General features: G+C 55.0%; 27 protein-coding genes and 1 riboswitch. Of the genes, 2 read left to right on the top strand and 25 right to left on the bottom strand.

Annotation, left to right across the window (positions count from 1 at the left end; translation table 11 throughout):
* Positions 1-9: 9 nt before the first annotated feature.
* The 7 genes from CWI35_RS17025 to CWI35_RS16995 form a co-directional block, all read right to left on the bottom strand.
* Complete coding sequence (locus CWI35_RS17025) at positions 10-543, bottom strand: spore maturation protein (RefSeq protein ID WP_011231766.1); 534 nt, start codon at positions 541-543, stop codon at positions 10-12.
* Entirely contained in the window at positions 543-1,139 is a 597-nt protein-coding gene (locus CWI35_RS17020) for a nucleoside recognition domain-containing protein (protein WP_011231767.1), read from the bottom strand. Before CWI35_RS17020 ends, CWI35_RS17025 begins: the two co-directional genes overlap by 1 nt.
* Entirely contained in the window at positions 1,132-2,280 is a 1,149-nt protein-coding gene (locus CWI35_RS17015; protein WP_014196241.1) for a D-alanyl-D-alanine carboxypeptidase family protein, read from the bottom strand. The genes CWI35_RS17020 and CWI35_RS17015 overlap by 8 nt, the downstream gene beginning before the upstream one ends.
* Before the next feature lie 349 nt (positions 2,281-2,629).
* On the bottom strand, positions 2,630-3,943 hold the full coding sequence (locus CWI35_RS17010) for a superoxide dismutase (RefSeq protein ID WP_119878027.1): 1,314 nt from the start codon (positions 3,941-3,943) through the stop codon (positions 2,630-2,632).
* 357 nt (positions 3,944-4,300) lie between these two features.
* Positions 4,301-4,702 carry a hypothetical protein gene (locus CWI35_RS17005; RefSeq protein WP_011231771.1) on the bottom strand — a complete coding sequence of 134 codons (402 nt, stop codon included), beginning with the start codon at positions 4,700-4,702 and terminating at the stop codon, positions 4,301-4,303.
* A gap of 18 nt (positions 4,703-4,720) precedes the next feature.
* Positions 4,721-5,374 carry an SMC-Scp complex subunit ScpB gene (gene scpB / locus CWI35_RS17000; RefSeq protein WP_011231772.1) on the bottom strand — a complete coding sequence of 218 codons (654 nt, stop codon included), beginning with the start codon at positions 5,372-5,374 and terminating at the stop codon, positions 4,721-4,723.
* Positions 5,375-5,549: 175 nt separating this feature from the next.
* Complete coding sequence (locus CWI35_RS16995; RefSeq protein ID WP_020278275.1) at positions 5,550-6,305, bottom strand: segregation/condensation protein A; 756 nt, start codon at positions 6,303-6,305, stop codon at positions 5,550-5,552.
* 194 nt (positions 6,306-6,499) lie between these two features.
* Here CWI35_RS16995 and CWI35_RS16990 point away from each other — a divergent pair, with 194 nt between their 5' ends.
* Complete coding sequence (locus CWI35_RS16990) at positions 6,500-7,039, top strand: DUF309 domain-containing protein (RefSeq protein ID WP_011231774.1); 540 nt, start codon at positions 6,500-6,502, stop codon at positions 7,037-7,039.
* A 22-nt stretch (positions 7,040-7,061) separates the two neighbouring features.
* On the opposite strand, the gene CWI35_RS16985 is transcribed toward CWI35_RS16990, so the two are convergent.
* The 7 genes from CWI35_RS16985 to CWI35_RS16960 form a co-directional block, all read right to left on the bottom strand.
* Positions 7,062-7,418 (bottom strand): GNAT family N-acetyltransferase, encoded by a 357-nt coding sequence (locus CWI35_RS16985; protein ID WP_011231775.1) that lies wholly within the window; start codon positions 7,416-7,418, stop codon positions 7,062-7,064.
* Between the two features lie 120 nt (positions 7,419-7,538).
* The gene (gene ribH / locus CWI35_RS16980; RefSeq protein ID WP_011231776.1) at positions 7,539-8,003 is read right to left on the bottom strand and encodes a 6,7-dimethyl-8-ribityllumazine synthase; all 465 of its coding nucleotides are present in this window, start codon (positions 8,001-8,003) and stop codon (positions 7,539-7,541) included.
* Positions 8,004-8,023: 20 nt separating this feature from the next.
* Complete coding sequence (locus tag CWI35_RS16975; protein ID WP_014196246.1) at positions 8,024-9,217, bottom strand: bifunctional 3,4-dihydroxy-2-butanone-4-phosphate synthase/GTP cyclohydrolase II; 1,194 nt, start codon at positions 9,215-9,217, stop codon at positions 8,024-8,026.
* Positions 9,218-9,237: 20 nt separating this feature from the next.
* A complete protein-coding gene (gene ribE / locus CWI35_RS16970) occupies positions 9,238-9,882 on the bottom strand; it encodes a riboflavin synthase (protein ID WP_033025772.1) in 645 nt (214 codons plus the stop codon).
* Positions 9,837-10,979, bottom strand: coding sequence for a bifunctional diaminohydroxyphosphoribosylaminopyrimidine deaminase/5-amino-6-(5-phosphoribosylamino)uracil reductase RibD (ribD, locus tag CWI35_RS16965; RefSeq protein ID WP_013144840.1), 1,143 nt, complete (start codon positions 10,977-10,979; stop codon positions 9,837-9,839). Before ribD ends, ribE begins: the two co-directional genes overlap by 46 nt.
* A gap of 206 nt (positions 10,980-11,185) precedes the next feature.
* A riboswitch (FMN riboswitch) is annotated at positions 11,186-11,318 on the bottom strand.
* A 47-nt stretch (positions 11,319-11,365) separates the two neighbouring features.
* Complete coding sequence (locus tag CWI35_RS18725; RefSeq protein WP_014196248.1) at positions 11,366-11,494, bottom strand: hypothetical protein; 129 nt, start codon at positions 11,492-11,494, stop codon at positions 11,366-11,368.
* Positions 11,481-11,921, bottom strand: coding sequence for a peptidylprolyl isomerase (locus CWI35_RS16960; RefSeq protein WP_031206211.1), 441 nt, complete (start codon positions 11,919-11,921; stop codon positions 11,481-11,483). The genes CWI35_RS18725 and CWI35_RS16960 overlap by 14 nt, the downstream gene beginning before the upstream one ends.
* 184 nt (positions 11,922-12,105) lie before the next feature.
* On the opposite strand from CWI35_RS16960, the gene CWI35_RS16955 reads away from it, so the two are divergent.
* Positions 12,106-12,984 (top strand): DUF1002 domain-containing protein, encoded by an 879-nt coding sequence (locus CWI35_RS16955; RefSeq protein WP_011231781.1) that lies wholly within the window; start codon positions 12,106-12,108, stop codon positions 12,982-12,984.
* 71 nt (positions 12,985-13,055) lie between these two features.
* Here CWI35_RS16955 and lysA read toward each other — a convergent pair whose 3' ends face one another.
* The 11 genes from lysA to spoIIAA all read right to left on the bottom strand — a co-directional run bounded on the left by lysA (position 13,056) and on the right by spoIIAA (position 21,697).
* Positions 13,056-14,375 (bottom strand): diaminopimelate decarboxylase, encoded by a 1,320-nt coding sequence (gene lysA, locus CWI35_RS16950; RefSeq protein WP_119877949.1) that lies wholly within the window; start codon positions 14,373-14,375, stop codon positions 13,056-13,058.
* 313 nt (positions 14,376-14,688) lie between these two features.
* Positions 14,689-16,167: a spore germination protein gene (locus tag CWI35_RS16945; protein ID WP_011231783.1), complete on the bottom strand. Its 1,479-nt coding sequence runs from the start codon at positions 16,165-16,167 to the stop codon at positions 14,689-14,691.
* A complete protein-coding gene (locus tag CWI35_RS16940) occupies positions 16,115-16,726 on the bottom strand; it encodes a stage V sporulation protein SpoVABEA (RefSeq protein WP_119877948.1) in 612 nt (203 codons plus the stop codon). The genes CWI35_RS16945 and CWI35_RS16940 overlap by 53 nt, the downstream gene beginning before the upstream one ends.
* A gap of 5 nt (positions 16,727-16,731) precedes the next feature.
* Positions 16,732-17,082, bottom strand: coding sequence for a SpoVA/SpoVAEb family sporulation membrane protein (locus tag CWI35_RS16935; protein WP_012820684.1), 351 nt, complete (start codon positions 17,080-17,082; stop codon positions 16,732-16,734).
* A gap of 39 nt (positions 17,083-17,121) precedes the next feature.
* On the bottom strand, positions 17,122-18,150 hold the full coding sequence (gene spoVAD, locus CWI35_RS16930) for a stage V sporulation protein AD (RefSeq protein ID WP_011231786.1): 1,029 nt from the start codon (positions 18,148-18,150) through the stop codon (positions 17,122-17,124).
* An 18-nt stretch (positions 18,151-18,168) separates the two neighbouring features.
* Positions 18,169-18,597 carry a SpoVA/SpoVAEb family sporulation membrane protein gene (locus CWI35_RS16925; protein ID WP_011231787.1) on the bottom strand — a complete coding sequence of 143 codons (429 nt, stop codon included), beginning with the start codon at positions 18,595-18,597 and terminating at the stop codon, positions 18,169-18,171.
* A gap of 17 nt (positions 18,598-18,614) precedes the next feature.
* Positions 18,615-19,046, bottom strand: coding sequence for a stage V sporulation protein AB (locus CWI35_RS16920; RefSeq protein WP_011231788.1), 432 nt, complete (start codon positions 19,044-19,046; stop codon positions 18,615-18,617).
* Complete coding sequence (locus CWI35_RS16915; RefSeq protein ID WP_119878026.1) at positions 19,033-19,656, bottom strand: stage V sporulation protein AA; 624 nt, start codon at positions 19,654-19,656, stop codon at positions 19,033-19,035. The genes CWI35_RS16920 and CWI35_RS16915 overlap by 14 nt, the downstream gene beginning before the upstream one ends.
* Positions 19,657-20,139: 483 nt before the next feature.
* Entirely contained in the window at positions 20,140-20,892 is a 753-nt protein-coding gene (sigF, locus tag CWI35_RS16910; protein ID WP_014196263.1) for an RNA polymerase sporulation sigma factor SigF, read from the bottom strand.
* Between the two features lie 13 nt (positions 20,893-20,905).
* Positions 20,906-21,346, bottom strand: coding sequence for an anti-sigma F factor (gene spoIIAB, locus CWI35_RS16905; RefSeq protein WP_011231791.1), 441 nt, complete (start codon positions 21,344-21,346; stop codon positions 20,906-20,908).
* Complete coding sequence (gene spoIIAA / locus CWI35_RS16900; RefSeq protein WP_014196264.1) at positions 21,347-21,697, bottom strand: anti-sigma F factor antagonist; 351 nt, start codon at positions 21,695-21,697, stop codon at positions 21,347-21,349.
* Positions 21,698-21,785: the final 88 nt, after the last annotated feature.

The following is a 21,785-nucleotide window of genomic DNA, read 5'->3' as shown; positions in this document are numbered from 1 at the left end:
AAGGCGCCGCTAGCGCCCGAATACAAACAAAACGATGAAAACAGAAACAATAAAGCTGAGAATGTCGGCCAAAATGCCGACTTTTAACGCATCGCCCATTTTTTTGACGCCGACGGCGCCAAAATAGACGGTGAGCACGTAAAGCGTCGTCTCCGTACTGCCTTGGATCGTAGAAGCAAGGCGCCCGATGAACGAATCCGGGCCGTAAGTAGCGATCAAATCGGTCGTCATGCCGAGCGCCGCCGTGCCGGAAAGCGTGCGGAGAGCCGCAAGCGGAACGACTTCGGCCGGCAGTCCAATGGCATCAGCCAGCGGTTTGATCACTTCCATCATGGCATCAAGCGCCCCTGAGGCTCGGAAAATGGCGACCGACACCAACATGCCGACCAAATACGGGATGAGCGAAAACGCGATCTCGATCCCTTCCTTGCCGCCTTCCACAAACGCTTCGTACGTCGGCACTTTCTTTGCTGTACCGTAAAGCAAAATAAAAGCAATGAGCGCAGGGATCAGCCAAACAGAAAGAAGTTGGACGATGGCCATTATGGCTTCCTGCCTTTCCGCATCCGTTTCCAATAATAGTACCGGTCAATCAATACCGCCCCAATCGTCGAAATCGTCGAAGCGACGATCGTCGTCCCAATGATCTCGCTCGGCGCCGCTGAACCGTACGTCATGCGGATCGAGATGACGGTCGCCGGAATGAGCGTAATGCCTGATGTGTTCATGGCCAAAAATGTCACCATCGACCGGCTAGCCTCGTCGCGGCCGCCGTTGAGCTTTTTTAGCTGCTCCATCGCCTTTATGCCCATCGGCGTCGCCGCATTGCCAAGGCCGAACATGTTGGCGACCATATTCGAGACGATATAGCCGAGCGCGGGATGGCCGGGCGGCACCTCTGGAAACAAGCGGCGTACGAGCGGCATAAACAGGCGCGCCGCTTTGTCAAGCAAGCCGGCGCGTTCAGCGATCGCCATCAGCCCGAGCCAAAACACTAAAATGCTGACCATGCCGATGCTGATCGTCACCGCTTCTTTGGCGCTTTCAAACACCGCTTTGTTCACTTCGTCCATCGTGCCGTTGGCCGCCGCAAAGACGATGCCAATGACCGCCATCATCACCCAAATGAGGTTAACCATCGCTTCTCACACCTAAAAAGCGAAATACTTGCCATAAAAACCCTCGGCCGCTTCCTTCCTTTCCCGGTTCATACAGCAGCGGCACCGAATCAACCGCCTTTTGATGCAAATAAAGCACCGCCTTTCCGACCTCTGTCGGCGCCCGTTCTGGGTATTTTTCCCATTCCTTGCGCGGCTTCAGCAAATACACTTTCACCCGCAGCCCGCTCTCCTCTTTATCGGTCACCGGATATCGCAAATCGCGGACCGCCTGCAGCCGCCCGCGGTAAAACGGATCAGAAATTTTGTCGACCACCCGCTCGCTGCTCACTTTGGCGATGTGATAATGAGAAAATCCATATTCGTACATAGCGATATGGTCATTCCAATCGTCCGGTGCATCCAACGTCACGGCGATCAAATCGATGCCGCCTTTGGATGCCGTCGTCACGAGCGTGCGATGGGCCCGTTTCGTATAGCCGGTTTTGCCGCCGGTGCAATATTCGTAAAGACTTGTCAACAACTTGTTTTTATTTCGCCACACACGCGCGCCGTCTTCGCCGGGCGGAGCGGGGGCGCGGTACACCTTCGTCCCCGAGATGCGCCGAAACTCTTTGTTTTTCATCGCATATTGCATGAGCAGCGCCATATCGTACGCGGTTGAGTAGTGGTTTTCCGCGTCATCCAACCCGTGCGGATTGGCAAACTCGGTATCACGCATCCCGATTTCAGCCGCTTTTTGGTTCATTAAAAAAACAAATCCTTCGACGCTGCCGCCGACATGTTCAGCGATGGCCACCGCCGCGTCGTTGCCGGAACGAAGCATCAGCCCATATACCAAATCGCGCAGTTTGATTTTCTCCCCTTGGCGCAAGTAAATTGACGACCCTTCGGTCCGGACAGCGCGGGCGCTGACCGTCACCGTGTCGTCCATCTTCCCCGATTCAATCGCCAAAATGGCGGTCATAATTTTCGTAATGCTGGCGATGCGCCGTTTTGTATAGGCATCCTTGGCAAACAAAACCCGCCCGGAATGCTGCTCTATCAAAATCGCGCTTTTTGCGCTCACCCCATCCATAGCGCGCATCCGCTCTGGAACAAATGCCATAATCCCCGCAGCGAGTGCAAGAATGAGCGCAATGAGCCGCTTCTGCTTATTCATCTCATATCGGCGAGGATCCCCCTCCTTTAAGGAGCGGGGAGGAATCGCCTGTTCCTCCTTTCCGATTAGGCTGAACGGGCCGCAGCCGAAGAAACGTCGCGGCGGAAACAGGCTGAACCCCAAAGCCGCGTTTTGTACAAGTGTATGCCTCGATGGGACAAATATGATGAAAAAATGCTGTTGCAAGGGGAGACAGCCTGAACGATCCGCTCCGGCGCTTGCGCTGGGCGCGTTGATGACATTTTCCCTGCAAAGAGAAAGCCGCTCCTTGAAACGGCGGACAGGTGTCCTGATGGATCGCAGCGCCTGCTCTCCCAAAAAAACGGGCAGGGGGTTCCCCCCCGCCCGTTTAAAACGGCTGCCAACGAAGCTTCTGCGCCTCATGAAAGCGTTCTTCAACGTTGCGCCAGTTGACGACGTTCCACCAATGTTCGATGTACGCCGCCCGATCATTTTTGTATTGCAAATAGTAGGCATGCTCCCACACATCAAGCACGAGAAGCGGGATCACATCCCATTGCGCCATGAGCTGGTGTTTTTCCGCCTGCAAAATTTCCAGACGGTGCGCTCGCGGCGCCCAAACGAGCAGCGCCCAGCCGACCCCTTCGGCGCTTTTCGCCGCTTCGGTGAAATGACGGCGAAAGGCGGTAAAACTGCCAAAATCGCGCTCGATTTGCGCCCGCAGCTCCCCGCGCGGCTCGCCGCCGCCCTCTGGATGCATGTTGTACCAAAAGATTGTATGCAAATAATGCCCGGAGCCGTGGAACGCCGCTTCCCGCTCCCAATGTTTCAACAGATCAAAATTGTTCGTCCGGCGCGCCTCGGCCATCATCCGCTCCGCCTGATTAAGACCGTCGACATAGCTTTGATGATGCTTCGTATGGTGAAGGCGCATGATTTCTTCGGAAATATGCGGCTCGAGCGCATCATAACGGTACGGCAGCGGCGGCAAGACATGACGGCCGGGCGCTACTTGTTGACGCGGCTCACCGCCGTCGTCCGCATCCACCCAGCGTCGCTTTCCATCGGTCACGTTGTCCACTTGATCCGGCTCGCCGTCAGCTGCATCAGTCGGCGAGTCGGAGAGCTCCGCCATAAAAGCCGGCTCTTTTGCGTCCTCAACCCGCTCTGCCGTCCCGCTGGTGTCAAGCCATCCGTCTTCGTTCTCTTTGTTTTCACTCTCCAGTTCAGGCGACACCGATTCCCCTTCGACTTGTTCTTGCGTCGCCTCTTCTTCCCGATCGGCAGCTGACGAATCAGCCAGGCGGACGGCCCGAGTGTATACGTCATCGACAAGACGCTGGAGCTCGTAAATCGCTTCTTCGGTCCATTCATCGCCGTGTCCATCGATGTACGCCAACAAAGACGAAAGCCCAACATCCTCAGCCATCCTGCGTGTAGACAGCGCCTGTTCAACTTGTCTTCCCCACGCAGCCGCTTCCATGACATACTGGCGAAGCGCACCGACATACACGTCATCGGCAAGGCGCTGAAGCTCGCGGACGGCCTCTTCCGTCCACTCGCCGTCATGCTCGGCAATAAACTCGAGCAGCGACGAAGCGCCATCCGTGCTTGCCCCACGCAAAGCGAGCGTCTCCTTGACTTGATTTCCCCATTCGTTCACCCTAGCCGCATATTGGGCGAACAACACCTGATCGTCCATTTGGTAAAAACCTCCTCCTGTTTTGTTCGCCATATCGTATGCTGTCATGGGGAAATCGTTCTTGTCCGCATTCACCCAAATTCCCGGCCGCTCATACATAGAGGAGCGAGGGCAGTCATCATAGGAAAAGACAGCAAGGAAGAACAGAATCGCCGTGATGCTTCCCTGCAGCGGGTCTGCAAATGAGCCATAGATAAACCGCTCAAAAAAATCGGGCTGACCCAAAACATATTCGCGTTTTGGGTCAGCCCCCCCTTTTTTCTGAAAAAGGCAGGCTGCTTTGGCAAACCGCCGGCTGCACCAAACGGTTTCCTTGTCCAGACGCACAGAAAACGCGGCGCCAACCGCATTTTCTCGTTACGCCGACCGTTCAGGCAAGCGGCACTCGCCGGTTTCCGCCCATTCGCTGACAAGCGCCTGCAGCGTTTTGGCGTCTACCTCAGCAAAATAACGGCGCAATTCCTCTTCATCATGAATGTAGACGCGCTTTCGCTTCCGATACGCCGGATTTTTCCATAAACAGACAAGAGCAATGATGTCGCGCAAATGAATGTCGCGCCCGTTAGCCGTAAACAGTGGATCGCTTTCATACGGCAGCCAATCAAGCAGCGCCGCCTCAAAATGGCGCAAATACAACACAGACAGCGTCCGCTCTTCGCCCCCGTCGCGGTACGTGACTTCCGAGCGGTTGAAATAGTCTTCAAACGTGTTCGATTGCGACTTTTGCAGCTCTTCACCGTACAGGCGGCAAACGTTCATGAGCGCTCTCCTTCCCGATCAGCCATTTTTCTTTAGTTTACCATATTCCGGCTGCCCATCGCTCAAATTTTCTGCTAATTTTTCGAAAAATAAATCCGCTTCCCGCTCGGATTCGCCATCGTCCGCCCATTCCGGCAGCGGCGGCAGCTCCTCGAGCGTTTTTAGCCCGAAATAATCGAGAAATTCCGGGGTTGTCCCGTACAAAATCGGCCGCCCGGTTCCTTCGGCTCGTCCAACCTCTTTAATGAGCGCCCGTGCCATCAGCGTCTGCAATGGCTTGTCGCTTTTTACGCCGCGAATTTCCTCAATCTCCGCACGCGTAATCGGCTGGCGGTATGCGATAATGGCGAGCGTCTCAAGCGCCGCCTGCGACAGCGGCGATGCTCCCGGCGCTTCGACCAACTTCTTTAAATAGGGGGCGTGTTCTTTTTTTGTCGCCAACAAAAACACGCCGCCAAGTTCGACAAGCTGGATGCCGCGCTCTTCCCGTCGGCAGTCTTGTTGAAGCTCCTCGATCACCGCTTTCGCCTCTAGCTCGCTGACTTCCAACACAGCGGCGATTTGCGAAAGTGACAGCCCTTCATCGCCGGCAGCAAACAACAACGCTTCCACGATCGCCTTTGCCGAATTTGGCGCACCGGCGCCCTTTTTTTCTCTTTCGTTTTGTTCCATCGCCCTTCTGCCACGCCAAACTCGTTGGCGCCCCTCCTCCTTTCCTCCTGTTTTCGTCGTTTCCCAAGTCTTCTCACCCCAATGTGAGTCAGCTCTCCGCCTTATCATGGCATGGGCAAACAACAAAAGAAAAGCGGCCCGCCGCAGCGAACCGCCGCGGCCAAACCGCACCGCCTCAACCGGCTGGTTTCACCGCAAGAAACAAATCGCTGAAATTCCGTTCTTGCTCAACGATGATTTCGTCTTGCTTCATCAACTCTAAAATGGCCAAAAACGTCACGACGATATACGAACGATCGTAGGACGGAAACAGCTCGTAAAAGTTTTTCCGCCCGTTCGCCTGCTTTAGTTCATGCAAAATTTCCGCCATGCGCTGTTCGACGGAAATATCTTGGCGGGAGATTTTCGCCCGCATCGGTTTTTGCAGTTTTTTGCGGCGCAACAGCTTCGACAAGGCGCCAAGCATATCGTATACGTTCACATCCAGCGGCGCCGCCTTTTTCTCATCCGCGTATGCGCTTAAGTCGCTCGGCGGCTTTGTAAACAAAAGCGCCCGCTCCTCTTCGCGCCGCTTCAGTTCGCGCGCCGCCTCTTTAAACTTTTTATATTCAAGCAGCCGCTGCGCCAGCTCCTCGCGCGGGTCCCCGTCATCGCCCCACTCGATGTCGCCGTCGACAGCTTCCTCATTGGAGGGCGGCAACAGCATTTTGCTTTTGATCGCAAGCAAGGTGGCCGCCATCACTAAATATTCGCTGGCGATATCCAACTCAAGCTCCTGCATGGCGTGAATGTACGCCATATACTGCTCCGTAATTTGCGCGACCGGAATATCGTAAATATCGATTTCATAGCGGTTGATCAAATGCAAAAGCAGATCAAGCGGCCCTTCAAACGCTTCGATTTTGACGTTGTACGGCAATTGCACATCCATCCCACCATTTTTTCCAGAACCACCGCCCGGTAGGCTCGTCTCCAGCTGCAGTACATTTATTGTATCATAACGAAGCGGCGAAGCGAACGGAAAACAGTCTCTTTTTTGCGCCGCAGGCCGCCGAAGTCGTATAATCGAAGAAGAGCCGTCCGCCTTCACATGGCGCGGCCCACTTTTGAAAGGAACGATGGCCGATGTATCCAAAAGCGTATATCGAGTATTTGGTCCATTTCCATAGCGACCGCGATTATTTTGAATGCCACGAAATTTTGGAGGAACATTGGAAACAAGACGGTCGAAACAAAGGTTGGCTTGTGCTCATTCAAACGGCGGTCGCTTTTTACCATTACCGGCGCGGCAACGTCTCGGGAGCGCTGCGCCTCATTCGACGGGCGCGGGCGCTGCTTGACGAAGCGCAAGAGATGATCCGGCGGCTCGGCCTCGATGACGAGGCGCTCGCCCGCTTGCTCGACGAGACGGCTGGGCGGATCACCCGCGGCGAACCGTACGAAAGCGTCGAACTGCCGATTCGCGACCGTTCCCTTTATGAGCAATGCCAGGCCGCCTGCGCCCACCGGCAGCTCGTTTGGGGGCAAGCCAGCGACCTAGCCAACCTTGATCTTGTGGATAAACACCGGCGCCGCGACCGCTCGGACGTCGTCGCCGCACGCGAACAAAAAAAACGGGCCAAAGCGGAAGGAGTTGGCTTCCCTCCCCCTCCGCCGCCCGCCTGAGCGCGGAGCCGCGCTAGTTTCGTTATTCGTTGCACGCATGGCATTTATCGAAAAACGAGGCGGTCCACTCGTTGGCGCACAATCGGCAGCCCGGGTACACCTCTTTCAATGCCTTGACCATCTGTTTTCCGATCCCTTGGTGGCGGTGTGACGGATTGACGCTGATGTGCTGGATTTCCACAACATCAGGAGCGCGCAACAGGACGCCGATAATGCCGACGATGTCATCCCCTTCTTTCCATAAAAACAGCTGCCAATCGTTGTTTGTTTCATACTGTTTCATCGTCTGCTGCAGCCGTTTCAGGTCTTTTTCCGTCGGCATAAACGACAACAGTCCCATGGCGATTTTCTCATAGTTTTTTCGGTAACGGATTAACATAAAAATCCCTCATTATCGACAAACGCTTTTCCGAAATGGAAAAGTTTTTGTCATTTTCTCTATACGTATTATAAACATTCTCACCGATATTGTGAACCATTTCATGCCTTTTTACGCAAATTACGCAAGCGTCCGCAAGACGTTCGCCATTTCGATCGCCGACACCGCCGCTTCCCATCCTTTATTGCCCGCTTTCGTGCCGGCCCGCTCGATCGCCTGTTCAATGGTGTCCGTCGTCAACACGCCGAAAATGACCGGAACACCGCTTGCAAGCGCCGCGTGGGAGACGCCTTTGGCCGCCTCGCTGCAGACGTAGTCAAAATGGCTCGTTGCCCCACGGATGACGGCGCCAAGCGTAATGACAGCGTCAAACTGCTTCGATTCCGCCATTTTTTTCGCCACAAGCGGGATTTCAAACGCACCCGGCACCCAGGCGACAGTGATGTCGCTGTCGCTCACGCCATGGCGCGTCAAGCCGTCGATCGCCCCAGATAAAAGCTTGCCCGTGATGAATTCGTTAAAACGAGAGACGACGATGCCGATTTTCAATCCGGTGCCGACTAAGTTTCCTTCAATGATGCGCATGTTCGTTGCTCCTCCCATCATTAAAAATGAAGCATATGTCCTAATTTTTCATGTTTCGTGCGCAAATATTTTTCATTTTCCTTTTTCGCTGGCATCTGAATGGGCACCCGTTCAACGACTTCGAGTCCATGCCCTTTTAAGCCGGCGATTTTGCGCGGGTTGTTCGTGAGCAGGCGCATTTTCGTCACGCCAAGATCTTTCAAAATTTGCGCCCCGATGCCATAATCGCGCAAATCGGCGGGGAAGCCGAGCTTTTCGTTCGCCTCGACGGTGTCATAACCTTGCTCCTGCAGCTTGTAAGCGCGCAACTTGTTCATAAGGCCGATGCCGCGCCCTTCTTGGCGCATGTAAAGCAACACCCCGCGCCCTTCCGCCTCGATTTGCCTGAGCGCCGCATGCAGCTGCGGACCGCAGTCGCACCGGTACGAGCCAAACACATCGCCAGTTAAGCATTCGGAATGGACGCGCACCAAGATCGGCTCATCCGGGATGATCTCTCCTTTGACAAGCGCCACATGCTCTTTTCCGTCGAGCACGTTTGTGTAGCCGATGGCGCGAAATTCGCCGAATTCGGTCGGCAGCCAAACGTCCACCTCCCGTTTCACGAGCTTTTCCCGCTGGCTCCGATAGGCGATCAAATCTTTGATCGTGATCATTTTCAATCCGAACTGGTCGGCGATTTGCCGCAAATCAGGAACGCGAGCCATCGTCCCGTCCTCTTTAATGATTTCGCAAATGACGCCGGCCGGCTTCGCGCCGCACAAACGGGCCAAATCAACCGCCGCTTCTGTATGGCCGGCGCGCCGCAAGACGCCTCCCTTTTTCGCAATCAACGGAAAAACGTGGCCAGGACGTTTAAAATCGCTCGCTTTCACATTCGGATCAAGCAGCGCCTGAATCGTCGCCGCCCGCTCGTAGGCGCTGATTCCCGTCGTTGTCGTTTTGTAGTCGACACTCACCGTAAACGCTGTGCCATGCGCGTCCGTGTTATGAGTGACCATCGGCTCAAGCTCGAGCCGCTCCGCCAATTCCTCCGTAATCGGCACGCAGACGAGCCCGCGGCCATGAGTGATCATAAAGTTAATGACATCCGGAGTAGCTTTTTCGGCCAGCACGACAAAATCGCCTTCATTTTCGCGGTCTTCGTCATCGCAAACGATGATCACTTCTCCGTTTTTCAGCGCCGAAAGCGCTGCTTCAATCGTGTCAAACATCAAGCTTGCCCCCTTTTCCACTATTTATAGCCGTGCTGCTCCAAAAATTCGACCGTCAATTTGGAGGTCGGCGTCGCTTTCGCGGTGAGGAAAGCGGCGACGTACTTGCCGATCATGTCGCACTCGATATTGACGAGATCGCCCGGCCGCTTTTCGCCTAAAATCGTCGCCTCACGCGTATGCGGAATGAGTGAAACGATGAACGTGCGCTCGCTCAGACCGAAAATCGTCAAGCTCGTCCCATCGACTGCGACCGATCCTTTCTCAATCATATAGGCGCGCAGCGAGGCCGGCACTTCGATTTCATAGTAGACGGCGTTCGCTTTCGGCCACTGCCGGATGATGCGCCCGACGCCGTCCACATGCCCGGTGACGAAATGGCCGCCAAACCGTCCTCCAGCCGCCATTGCCCGCTCCAAATTCACCTTCGATCCCGGCTTTAATGTCTTTAGCGCCGTCGCTTTCACCGTCTCCGGCATGACATCGACCGTAAACTGCCGTTCGGTGAACGATGTGACGGTCAAGCAGACGCCGTTGACGGCGATGCTGTCGCCAAGCCGCACATCTTCGAGCACCCGCTTGGCGCCAATCGTCATCACGATGGCATCGCCGGTTTGCTTCATTTGTTCGATCGTGCCGATCTCTTCAATAATGCCAGTGAACACAACGATTCCTCCTTCCGTTTCGGCGCGGCGACGATTTTGATGTCCGGGCCGATCGTCTCGATGCGGCGGATGTCAAGCTCCACCGCTTCAGCAAGCCGGGCGAAGCCAAGGCCGCCGACCGGCGTCGGCGCCCCGCGGCCGCCGATCAGCTTCGGAGCGATATAGGCGATGACCTCATTGACTGCTCCCGCGCGGAGGAAGCTGTCATGAACGCGCGAGCCGCCTTCGACAAACAGCGACATGACTCCCTGCTCCCCAAGCAGACGGAGCACATCGCGGACATCGATCTGGGCCGTCGGCATTGAAAATACACGCACCCCAAGGCGCTCATACGCCGCTGCTTGTTCCCGACTGACGCCGCCGGTGATGATCCACGTTTCTGCTTCCTTGTCAGCGACGACATGGGCGTCAAGCGGTGTACGCAATTTTGTATCTAAAATGATGCGCAGCGGGTTTTTCCGCTTTTCCCCAAAGCGGACGGTAAGCTTCGGGTTGTCGGTCAAAACGGTGTTGACGCCGACCAAAATGGCGTCATGCTGCGCACGAAGGCGATGGACATCCTCACGCGCCGCGCTTGATGTAATCCATTTGCTTTCCCCCGTCGCCGTCGCGATTTTGCCATCGAGGCTGCATGCGAACTTCAACGTGACAAACGGCGTTTTTGCGGCGATATAGTGGAAAAACATCCGATTTAATTCGTCCGCTTCGTCTTTTAATACGCCAACATCAACGTCAATGCCCGCTTGGCGCAGCTTGGCAATCCCTTTTCCCGCGACAAGCGGATTCGGGTCGGTCGTGGCAACGACGACGCGACGGACGCCCGCCTGGATGAGCAAATCGGCACATGGCGGCGTTTTTCCATAATGGCTGCACGGCTCAAGCGTCACGTACACCGTCGCACCGCGCGCCTTCTCGCCAGCCATGCGGATCGCATAGACTTCAGCGTGCGGCTCACCCGCTTTCAAATGGGCGCCAAGCCCAACGACCGTCCCACCGTTGACAACGACCGCGCCAACTGCAGGATTGGGAGACGTTTGCCCGACCCCAGCTTTGGCCACATCGAGAGCGAGCCGCATATAATGTTCATCGTTATGCACCGCACTCCCTCCTTCAATAAAAACGAAACCCCCGGGATGTCCCCGGGGGCTCATTGATGAGAGAATGACCAATGATGCGCAAACAAACACACGTTCGCTAAGCAGGCTATACCGGCCGGTCGGAAACAAAAGATACTACCATGCCTAGTCGGCCGACAGACGCTGCCCATGGGTCTGAACCGGCCGAAAACAGCCGTGCGCATATTGGCATCCTTCTCCCATCCAGACTATACTGTCGGCTCCGGAATCGCACCGGATCCTGCCTTTCGGCTCGCGGGCTGAGGGGCGGAAAGCCCCATCACCGCCGGTCGGGAATTTCACCCTGCCCCGAAGGATGCATCACTATATCGTTATGTTCATTATACCACACGAAACGCCCTGCATCATCATTCCGCAACCCAAATCCAATACGCCGCTCCCCACAACAGGCTGGCCGCAAGCAAAAAGAAAAACAGGCGCCAGTTGTTTCGAACAGTCCGATCATCCTCGCTCATGCGCTGTTTACGGTTCGTCAAATACTTTCACTTCCTTCATCACGTCGCCGTTTTTCATCGTCCTCACGACGTCCATGCCCGATGTCACTTGGCCAAAGACGGTGTGCACCCCATCCAAGTGCGGCTGCGGCTCGTGGACGATAAAGAACTGGCAGCTGCCGGTGTCGCGGCCGCGGTGCGCCATGGACATCGCGCCGGTGACATGTCGGTGTGGATTGTTGTCCGTCTCGCACGGGATCGTATAGCCGGCATCGCCCGTTCCGTTGCCGCGTGGACATCCTCCTTGGCTGACAAATCCAGGGATGACGCGGTGGAACGTCAACCCGTTATAAAAGCCTTCGTTTGCGAGCTTCTCAAAATTGGCCACCGTCACCGGCGCCTCGTTTGGGAACAGTTCAAACTTGATTTTCCCGCCGTTTTCCATTAGAATATATCCTTTTTTCGCCACAAGCATCCAGCTCCTTTTCGACATCGAAACTGCTTTTATCATACCATGATTGCCAAGTGAAACAAAAGAAAAAATGTCTTTTCAAATTCGCACGCCGCCTGACCGCGTCGCTTTTTGCCGATAGCCAAGCAGGCGAGCGTACGGTATAATGATAATGCATTTTCGTAAACAGGAGGCGAGCTATGTGAAACGAACGATCGCTTCATCGCTGCTTTGGGCGGTGCTCTTGGCATCTCCGGGCATCGCAGCGGCCGATGCCGCGCCGGGCGATGTCATTGTGACGCTCGGGGAAAACTTAACGAATGAACAAAAGCAAAAAGTGCTCGACGAAATGAAGGCGCCGGACGGGGCGCAAACGATCACCGTCTCAAACGTTGAGGAGCATAAATATTTGGACGGACTCATTCCGAAAGCGCAAATCGGCACGCGCGCCATCTCGTCGTCGATGATCACGATAAAAGAGCCCGGCTCGGGGCTTCATGTCGAAACGCACAACATCACATGGGTGACGAAAGAGATGTATACAAACGCCTTGATCACCGCAGGGGTGAAAGATGCCGATATTTACATCACCGCCCCGTTTCCGGTTTCCGGCACCGCAGCGCTGACGGGGCTGATGAAGGCGTATGAAATTTCCTCGGACCAAGCCATCCCTGATGATGTCAAAAAAGTGGCGAACGAGGAAATGGTGCAGACGGCGAAGCTCGCCGATTCGATCGGCGCGGACAAAGCGGTCGCCCTGCTGGCGAAAATCAAACAAGAAATCGCCAACAACCCACCGCAGACGGACGCTGATTTGCGCGCCCTTATTGAAAAAATCGCCAACGACCTTGGCATTACGCTGAGCGAGAATGAAATCAACAACCTGATTTCCCTTTTCCATAAAATGCAAAACGCCCATATTAATTGGGATCAAGTGAACGATCAGCTGAGCAAGGCGAAAGAACAGCTATCGGCGTTTTTGCAGTCAGAAGAAGGGAAAACGTTCATTCAAAACCTTATCGACATCTTCAAAGAAATTTGGAACGCGATCAAATCAGCATTTTCCTCAAATCAACAATGAAAGAAGGCGCCCAAAAAAAGCAGCGGGCGCCTTTTCTTTGTGAAGGCCGTTCTCTTTCCAACCGGCGGCCTTCACTTTTTCACTTTCGTTTTCAAAGGCAAATCATATTGGATCAAATCTTCATATGTCTCCCGTTTCACAACGAGCTGGGCGTCGCCGTTTTCAACGAACACAACGGCTGGGCGCGGCAGACGGTTGTAATTGTTCGCCATGGAATAGCCGTAAGCGCCGGTGCAAAAAACGGCCAAATAATCGCCCGGCTTCGCTTCCGGCAGGGCGATGTCCCAAATGAGCATGTCGCCTGACTCGCAACACTTCCCGGCGATCGATACGACTTCCGTCGGCTCGCCGAACACCCGGTTGGCGAGCGCGGCTTCGTATTTCGCTCCGTAAAGCGCCGGGCGGATGTTGTCGCTCATGCCGCCGTCAACGGCAATATAGGTGCGGACGTTGGGCACCTCTTTGCGCGAACCGATCGTATAAATCGTCGTTCCCGCATCACCCACGAGCGACCGCCCCGGCTCGATCCAAATTTCCGGCAACGGCAAGCGGCAAGCTTCGGCCTGCCTTTTCACCTCTTCCACGATGCAGTCGACGTACGCTGTCACCGGAATCGGGTCGTCTTCCTCCGTATAGCGGATGCCAAAGCCGCCGCCAAGATTGACAACCGCTGGGACAAATCCGTGCTCCTTGTTCCACTCCGCCAGCTTGGCAAACACTTTTTGCGCCGCGAGCACAAACCCAGCTGTTTCAAAAATTTGCGAGCCGATATGGCAATGAACGCCGAGCAGCTGAAACGCGGCCGATGCCATAACACGGCGAAACGCCTCGTCCGCCTGACCGTTGTTTAAGTCAAAGCCGAACTTTGAATCTTCTTGCCCGGTTAAAATGTAATCGTGCGTATGCGCCTCGACCCCCGGCGTCACGCGGAGCAAAACCGGCACCGTCCAACCGCATGACGCCGCCAGCTCTTCGATCAGCTCGAGTTCGTAAAAGTTGTCGGCAACGATGCAGCCGATGCCGTGTTCAAGCGCCATCGCCAATTCGTCCCGGCTTTTGTTGTTGCCATGAAAATGGATGCGCTCAGGCGGAAAACCGGCCGCAAGCGCCGTATACAGCTCACCGCCTGAGACGACGTCAAGCGACAATCCCTCCTCAGCGGCCAGCTGCACGATGGCGACGGCGGAAAACGCCTTGCTCGCATACGCGACTTGCGCCCGCACGCCGTGACGCTGGAACGCTTCTTTAAACGCGCGCGCCCGAGCGCGGATCAACGCAACGTCATAAATATAAAGCGGCGTGCCATACGTTTTGGCCAACTCGACCACATCGACGCCGCCGATTTCCAAATGCCCTTGTTCATTCACGCGGCTTGTCCCGTGAAGAAACATCGCAAACCCCTCATTCCTCTATCGAAATCGCATGGCAAAAGCAAAAAAGACAGTTTGCAAAATCGGCAACTGCCTTTACAAAATGGAAAACCGCAGAGCGCCATCGGCTCTGCCTTGAAACGGAAGGCCGCACACCCCGCGCTGGGCCATGCCCATTCCGTCCGTGCAAACGTGCGAAGCACTGAGGCAAGCACCATCAGTGCAAGCAATTAAATATAACTTATCATAATTATAAAAAAGTTGCAATAGCGCTAAAACGAAAAAAGCGGCCGCCAATAGGTGGAGACGGCCGCTTCCAAATGGATCGTTCGCGTCATGACGGCTGTTTTTGCCGGTCTTGCGGGTGAACGATGCTCGGGCGCACTCTCGCTCCGGCAACCGAACGGCGGACGACAATTTGCATAAATGCCGCTGGATCGAACGGGATGAACGGCCATAAGTACGGCGTATTAAGCGAGCGGATGCTGGCGAGCCAAAGCAAATAAACGGTCGTGCCAATGACGAGCCCGGGCACTTTAAACAAGGCGACAAGAATGACCAATGCCAATCGAGAAATCTTATTCGCCACGCTCAACTCATAGCTTGGCGTCGCAAATGAACCGATCGCCGCCACCGAAATGTACAAGATCACTTCCGGCACAAACAGCCCGACATCGATGGCGATTTGTCCGATCAAGACGGCGGCAATCAAACCCATCGCGGTTGATAGCGGCGTCGGGGTATGAATGGCTGCCATCCGCAAAAACTCAATCCCAAAATCAGCGAGCAAAATTTGCACAATGATCGGGATGTTCGTTTGTTTGTTCGGCCCAATAAACGCCCACGATTCGGGCAGCAACGACGGTTCAAGGACGAACAGCACCCACAGCGGCAGCAAAAACAACGACGTCAAAATGCCTAAAAACCGCACCCAGCGCACAAACGTCCCGACCCCTGGCGACTGCCGGTATTCCTCGGCATGCTGGACGTGGTGGAAAAATGTTGTCGGCGTGATGATGACGCTTGGCGATGTATCAACCATAATGAGCACGTGCCCTTCAAGCAGGTGCGTCGCTGCTACATCCGGCCTCTCGGTATAACGGACGAGCGGGTACGGGTTGTATCCTTGCTTGACTAAAAACTCTTCGACTGTTTTGTCGCCCATCGTCAGTCCATCGACGTTGATTTGCTGCAACTCTTTCTTGACGAGTTCAACAAGCCCCGGGTCAGCGACGTCTTTAATATAGGCGATGCATACGTCCGTTTTTGACCGCTCGCCGACTTGCAAAATTTCAAAGCGCAGCCGCTCGTCGCGGATGCGGCGGCGGGTGAGCGCCGTGTTGACAATGATGTTCTCGACGTAGCCGTCGCGGGCGCCGCGCACAACTTTTTCCGTATCCGGCTCTTGCGGCTGCCGACCCGGATAGCTGCGGACGTCGACAGCAAATCCGGTCGATTCGCCTTCAATCAAGACGATGATCAAGCCCGACAGCAGCTTGTCAACCGCTTCGTCGAGGCTCGTCACCGGACTGACTTGCTGATGAACGAGTCGATTTTCGATGATCTGCCACGCTTGGGACGCCTGGCGTTCATCATCGTTGACGCGCACAATTTGTTTTAACAATTCGATAATGTATTGCGTGTCGCATAAACCGTTGCAGTAGTAAATATGTACTTCCCGGTTTAGGACATAGATTTTCCGCACGCCTAAATCAAAGCTTGTCCCGACGCCGATCCGCTGTTGCAAAAACTTCGCGTTGTCAACGAGCCGCTTCGCGATCGGCGCTTTCGGTTTCTTTTCTTTTTCCGGCATGGCCACCACTCCTTTCGAGAATCAACTCGACCGCCTTGCGCGTAATCGGCGCTCCGTATTTCGCATGGTCTCGATATCCCATTTTGCCGATGTCGCCGATGCCGACGATGAGCGGAATGTTCAGCCGGTCAAGGCAGTAGACGGTATCGCCATTGATCCGCCCGATCTCGAGGTCCCGGACGCCTTCTTTATCGACCCCATATTCGGTCATCACGCCGTCACGGTCGATGCTCACATGCACTTTTGTCCATTCATGCTGGTGCGTATTGGAGGCAACCGCCAGCGCCCCGAGCACTTGGATTTGCTCATGCGTCGCCACATAGCGAAGCGCCTGCTCTCCGGTCCCCTCCCCGAGGGCGCCGCAATCGTCAAACATGACAAACACTGGATCGTGCGGCGTTTGCAAAATGAGTTCGACCAACTGTTCACCGCTCAGTTTCGTCGGATTGCCTTGCGAGCGAGAAATGCAACGGCCGCCGATCTCGGCGGCAACCCGCTCAATCGCCCGGCAGGCGAACTCGTCCCCATCCGTTACTAAAATGACTCGTCGTTTTTCCATCATCTCTACCCTTTCGGTTTGCAAGTGAGCGCCGCGGCAAAAGAGCCAGCCACGATAAAAGCGAACAAGGCGCCGGCAAATCGGAACACCGCTGCTCCGGTTTCGACAAATCCCTCCGGCCGCGGTTCTGCCATGGCCCCTTTCGCCAACCAATACCCAAATCCGCATAGCGGCATCGTCGCCCCGGCGCCAGCCCAAGCGACGAATGGATCATAGACGCCGCCAAAGCCAAGGAGTACGCCAAAGACGACAAGCGAACCGGCGACGCCAGCCGGCGTCCATTTGCCGCGGTCGATGATGAGCTGAACGATGGCGCACAGCAGCCCGCCGGCGAGAAAGGCACGGACGTATTCCATATCACATTCCCTCCTGATCGTTCCCAAATAAAAGACGTCCTACGGCGGCAAATCCGGCTCCTGTCCAGCCGCTTCGATGACGACGCCGTGAGCGATCGCTGGGATCGACTGTTTTTGCTGCACCATCGTTTGACTCAAGAGCGCCCCGGTAGCGACGACAAACAGGCGTCGAAACGTTCCGCGGGCGAGCTCTTGAAGCAAATACCCGTACGTGACGACCGCCGAGCAGGCGCAGCCGCTGCCGCCGGCGAACACCTTTTGATCTGGCCGGTAAATCATCAGCCCGCAATCGTTGTAAACGTCGGTCACATCGTAGCCTGATTCAGCAAGCAACTCGCGGACGATGACGCTGCCGACGCGCGACAAGTCGCCGGTGACAATCAAATCGTAATCGCCCGGCGAGACGCCTAAGTCACGGAAATGCTGCTCGATCGTATCGGCCGCCGCCGGGGCCATCGCCGCCCCCATGTCGAGTGGGTTTTTCAGCCCGGCGTCAACGACTTTGCCGATCGTCGCCGCCCGGACGCGCCAACGTCCCGGCGCGCGGCCAACGAGCGCGGCGCCGGCGCCCGTGACGGTGAACGTCGCCGTTTTCGGCTTTTGCACCCCCAGTTCAGTCGGGTAGCGAAACTGCCGTTCGGCCGTCGCGTTATGACTGCTTGTCGCCGCAAGCGCCCGATCAGCCAATCCACCAGCGACAAACGCAGCGGCTGCCGCCAACGTTTGCATCGAGGTCGAACAGGCGCCGAACAAGCATAAAAACGGAATCGGCAGCTCGCGGGCGACATAGTTCGATGTCGCATTTTGGTTTAACAAATCACCGGCCAAAAATAGATCGACTTCTTCGGCAGAGACGCCCGCCTTTTGCAAGCAGCAGTCCACCGCCTCCCGCATCAGCCTCCGCTCGGCCAGCTCCCACGTCGCTTCGCCGCAATATAAGTCGCGATGACAAACATCAAAATAACTTCCGAGCGGCCCGTCGGCTTCAAGCGGCCCGACTGCGGCAGCGGCCGCTTGGATGTAAACACCATCGTCAAACACCCATGTCTGCTTTCCGACACGTTTCATGGCCAATCCCTCTTTTCGTCACGGCCAAACAAGGCCAAGCACATAGGCGGCAATCAGACCATAAATGACCGCTGCCCCACCGGCTTTCAACATCTGCCCGGCCACCCCGGCCGTCCATCCTTCGCTGCGATGTTCGATGGCAGCGCTCGCGATCGCATTGGCCAGCCCTGTAATGAGCATCGTCGCCCCCGCACCGGCAAATTGGCTGAAATCATCATATTTCCCGACGGCCGTCAGCACAATCGCCAATCCGGCCATCACCATAGACGCCCACAGATGAGCCTCGAGCGGCGAAGCGGCAAACGTGCCGCCATACCAATCAACGAGCCATTGCGCCAACGCACAAAGCGCCCCGCCGACAAGAAACGCTTTTACCGCATTGGCGGCGTATGGGGGAGAAGGCTGAAACGCCTTCACCTCGCGGACATAATCGGACTTTAATCCCACGTTTCCTTCCCCCTTTGTCAGCGAAAGTGATCGACAAAATAAAGCCAATGAAACAACGAACCGGCCACTTTGCCAAAGGCGATGGCCATAAGTAAAATGACGATTTTATCATCGACGCCGATCCGCTTCGCTAAAATCGGCCAAACGTTCAACACCTCTGTTAAAGCGGCAGCGAGCATTCCGATAAACACACCATGAAACAATCCGATCGGCGCTAGCCAATATTTGGATAAATGCCAAACAGAATGGCGCAAACTCATCCAACCGCCAACGATGGCGCCGGCTACAGCCCCCCATTCATAGGCGTGAATGCGTTTTGGCGTTTTCGTCAGCTGCGTCAGGCGCGGGATGACGCCAAGCACGACCAAAAAAGCGACAAATCCGGTTCCGACCGCCAACCCTCCGGCGAAGCCGACGAACACTACCAGCAAAATCTCAAGCGTCGTCAAGAGGCCTCAAGCTTTCTTTGTTTTCATGCAAAATGACGTACTGATCGATCGATTGCTGGTAGTTGAACATTTCGACTTCAAGAGGGCTGGGCTCCTCGTTGATTCGTTTGCGGAACCAATGGTTGAAAAATAAAATCATCCCGATGCCGAGCCCAAGCGAATATGGAATTTGCAAAAGCAGCGGTTTATCGACCGCCTGGCCGGTCACCATCTCGTACAGATGGCGATGCACCCGTTGCATGCTGACGTCCTCGTGAAAGTTCATGATCGCCATCGCCGAACCGACGAACAAAAGAAGCCAAACGAGAACGAAGGAAGCGGTCGAAACCTTCCGTTTTTCATAGACGACTTCAATGATCGTCTGCGATGGGCCGATCATCTGCACATCAAGCGAGGAATCCACATCAAACACAGCCCGGATCATTTGCATCATATCGATGATGACGATATTTTTATCGCTGGGCTGGATGCAATAGAGCGGAATCGTCTTCAACCGCCGAATGAGCCCGCCATCCGGCGCAGCGATTTGGGCCGCCTGCCCGAGCGTCACCACCGCCCCCGGCTTGACTTGCACGCGATGGCGCGGCTTGATAAATACGGTGTTGGCCATTTGCTTCACACCTTTGTCCCCATTTTGTTTTTCTTTAGTTTGGTTGGCAAAAACACCGATCATGCGGCCTGTCGGCGTTCACCATCGATTTCATAAAAATAGAAAAGAATGGGCAAAAAATGCCCATTCTTTTTTAGACTTTTGTTGCTTGCTATGGAAAAAGCGTTCCAAGATGCGCTTACAGACCAAAAGACGGATGCGATTCATGGTTCACCGCCGATGAATTGACATCCGTCCATTTTGAACACACCTGTGCGGACAAAATGGACTATCCGTCCATTTTGTTGCTCACTCCGTGCGGACAAAATGGACTATCCGTCCATTTTGTTGCCCACTCTGTGCGGACAAAATGGACTATCCGTCCATTTTGTTGCTCACTCCGTGCGGACAAAATGGACTATCCGTCCATTTTGTCGCTCACTCCGTGCGGACAAAATGGACTATCCGTCCATTTTGTTGCTCACTCCGTGCGGACAAAATGGACTATCCGTCCATTTTGTCCTTTATGTGCTGCAATATTTTCTTTTCCAGCCGGGATACTTGCACTTGAGAGATGCCGAGCCTCGATGCCACTTCGGACTGGGTTTGGTCTTTGTAATAGCGCAAATAGACGATCAGCCTCTCACGCTCGTCGAGTTCTTCGATCGCTTTTTTTAAGGCGATTTTGTCAAACCATGACGCTTCGTCGGCGTCAGCGATTTGATCAAGCAACGTAATCGGATCGCCGTCGTTTTCGTACACCGTTTCGTGAATCGATGTCGGCGAGCGGACGGCCTCTTGGGCGAGAACGACTTCCTCAGGGGAAATGCCTAAATGGTCGGCGATTTCCGTAACCGTCGGCGCCCGCCCGCGCGTTTTCGACAGCTCATCTTTCGCCTTGCGGATTTTGTTGCCCATCTCTTTCAGCGAACGGCTCACTTTGACGGTGCCGTCGTCGCGAAGAAACCGCTGAATCTCCCCAATGATCATCGGCACGGCGTACGTCGAAAACTTGACGTCATACGACAGGTCAAACTTGTCGACCGACTTTAACAAGCCGATGCAGCCGATTTGAAACAAGTCGTCCGCTTCATAGCCGCGGTTTAAAAAACGTTGAACGACCGACCAGACGAGGCGCATGTTTTTTTCAATAATTTCATCACGCGCTTCTTGATCGCCTTCTTGGCTGCGGCGGATCAGCTCTTTCATCTCCTGATCTTTGATTGGCGACTGATCTTGCTTGACATCGACATCCATAGGCATGTCTCCCTCAGTTACATAACGCTTTGCTTTTCGCAATATGCTTTTTCAAATACACAGTCGTCCCTTTGTTCACTTCCGACTCGACGATGACTTCGTCCATGAAGTTTTCCATAATGGTAAAGCCCATCCCTGACCGCTCGAGCTCGGGCTTTGTCGTAAACAACGGCTGGCGCGCTTCTTCGATGTCAGGAATGCCGACTCCTTCGTCTCTCACCGTCAAATGGACGACACCGTCTTCAATGATGACGGAAATGGAGACGATGCCGTTCGGATCGTTGTTGTAGCCGTGAATGATCGCGTTTGTCACCGCCTCAGAGACAACCGTTTTAATTTCCGTCAGTTCGTCCATCGTCGGGTCAAGCTGGGCGACGAACGCCGCCACGGTCACACGGGCGAACGATTCATTTTCGCTGCGGGCAGAAAATTGGAGGTGCATTTCGTTGCGCATTTACGCCACCCCCAATGCTTGCAAGGCGAATTGCTCATCCGCCTCAACGCGGATGATTTTAAACAGACCCGACATGTCAAACAGCCGTTTGACGGCCGGCGATACGGCGCATACAACCATCTGCCCGCCGACGTTTTTGATTTGTTTATAGCGTCCGAGAATGACGCCGAGGCCAGAGCTGTCCATGAACGTCAATTGTCCTAAATTGAGCACGATGTGGCGGACCGCTCGGTTTTCGAGCACATCCGTCACTTGTTCACGCAATTGTTCGGCTGTATGATGGTCAAGCTCCCCAGACAGGCGAACGATGAGCACGTCTTGCTTCACTTCCAAGTCGATCGCGAGACTCACAGCGTGTTCCCCCTTGTCCATTTCAGGATATGGAGACATTTCGCTGCTGTCCGCCCGAAATCCTGCCGCCCGACAAAACTAGTGGTCG

It is taken from the genome of [Bacillus] caldolyticus (genome assembly GCF_003595605.1).
Lineage (GTDB): Bacteria > Bacillota > Bacilli > Bacillales > Anoxybacillaceae > Geobacillus > Geobacillus thermoleovorans.
Note: the sequence above shows the minus strand (reverse complement) of the source record. Positions and strands in the feature narration are given on the sequence as shown.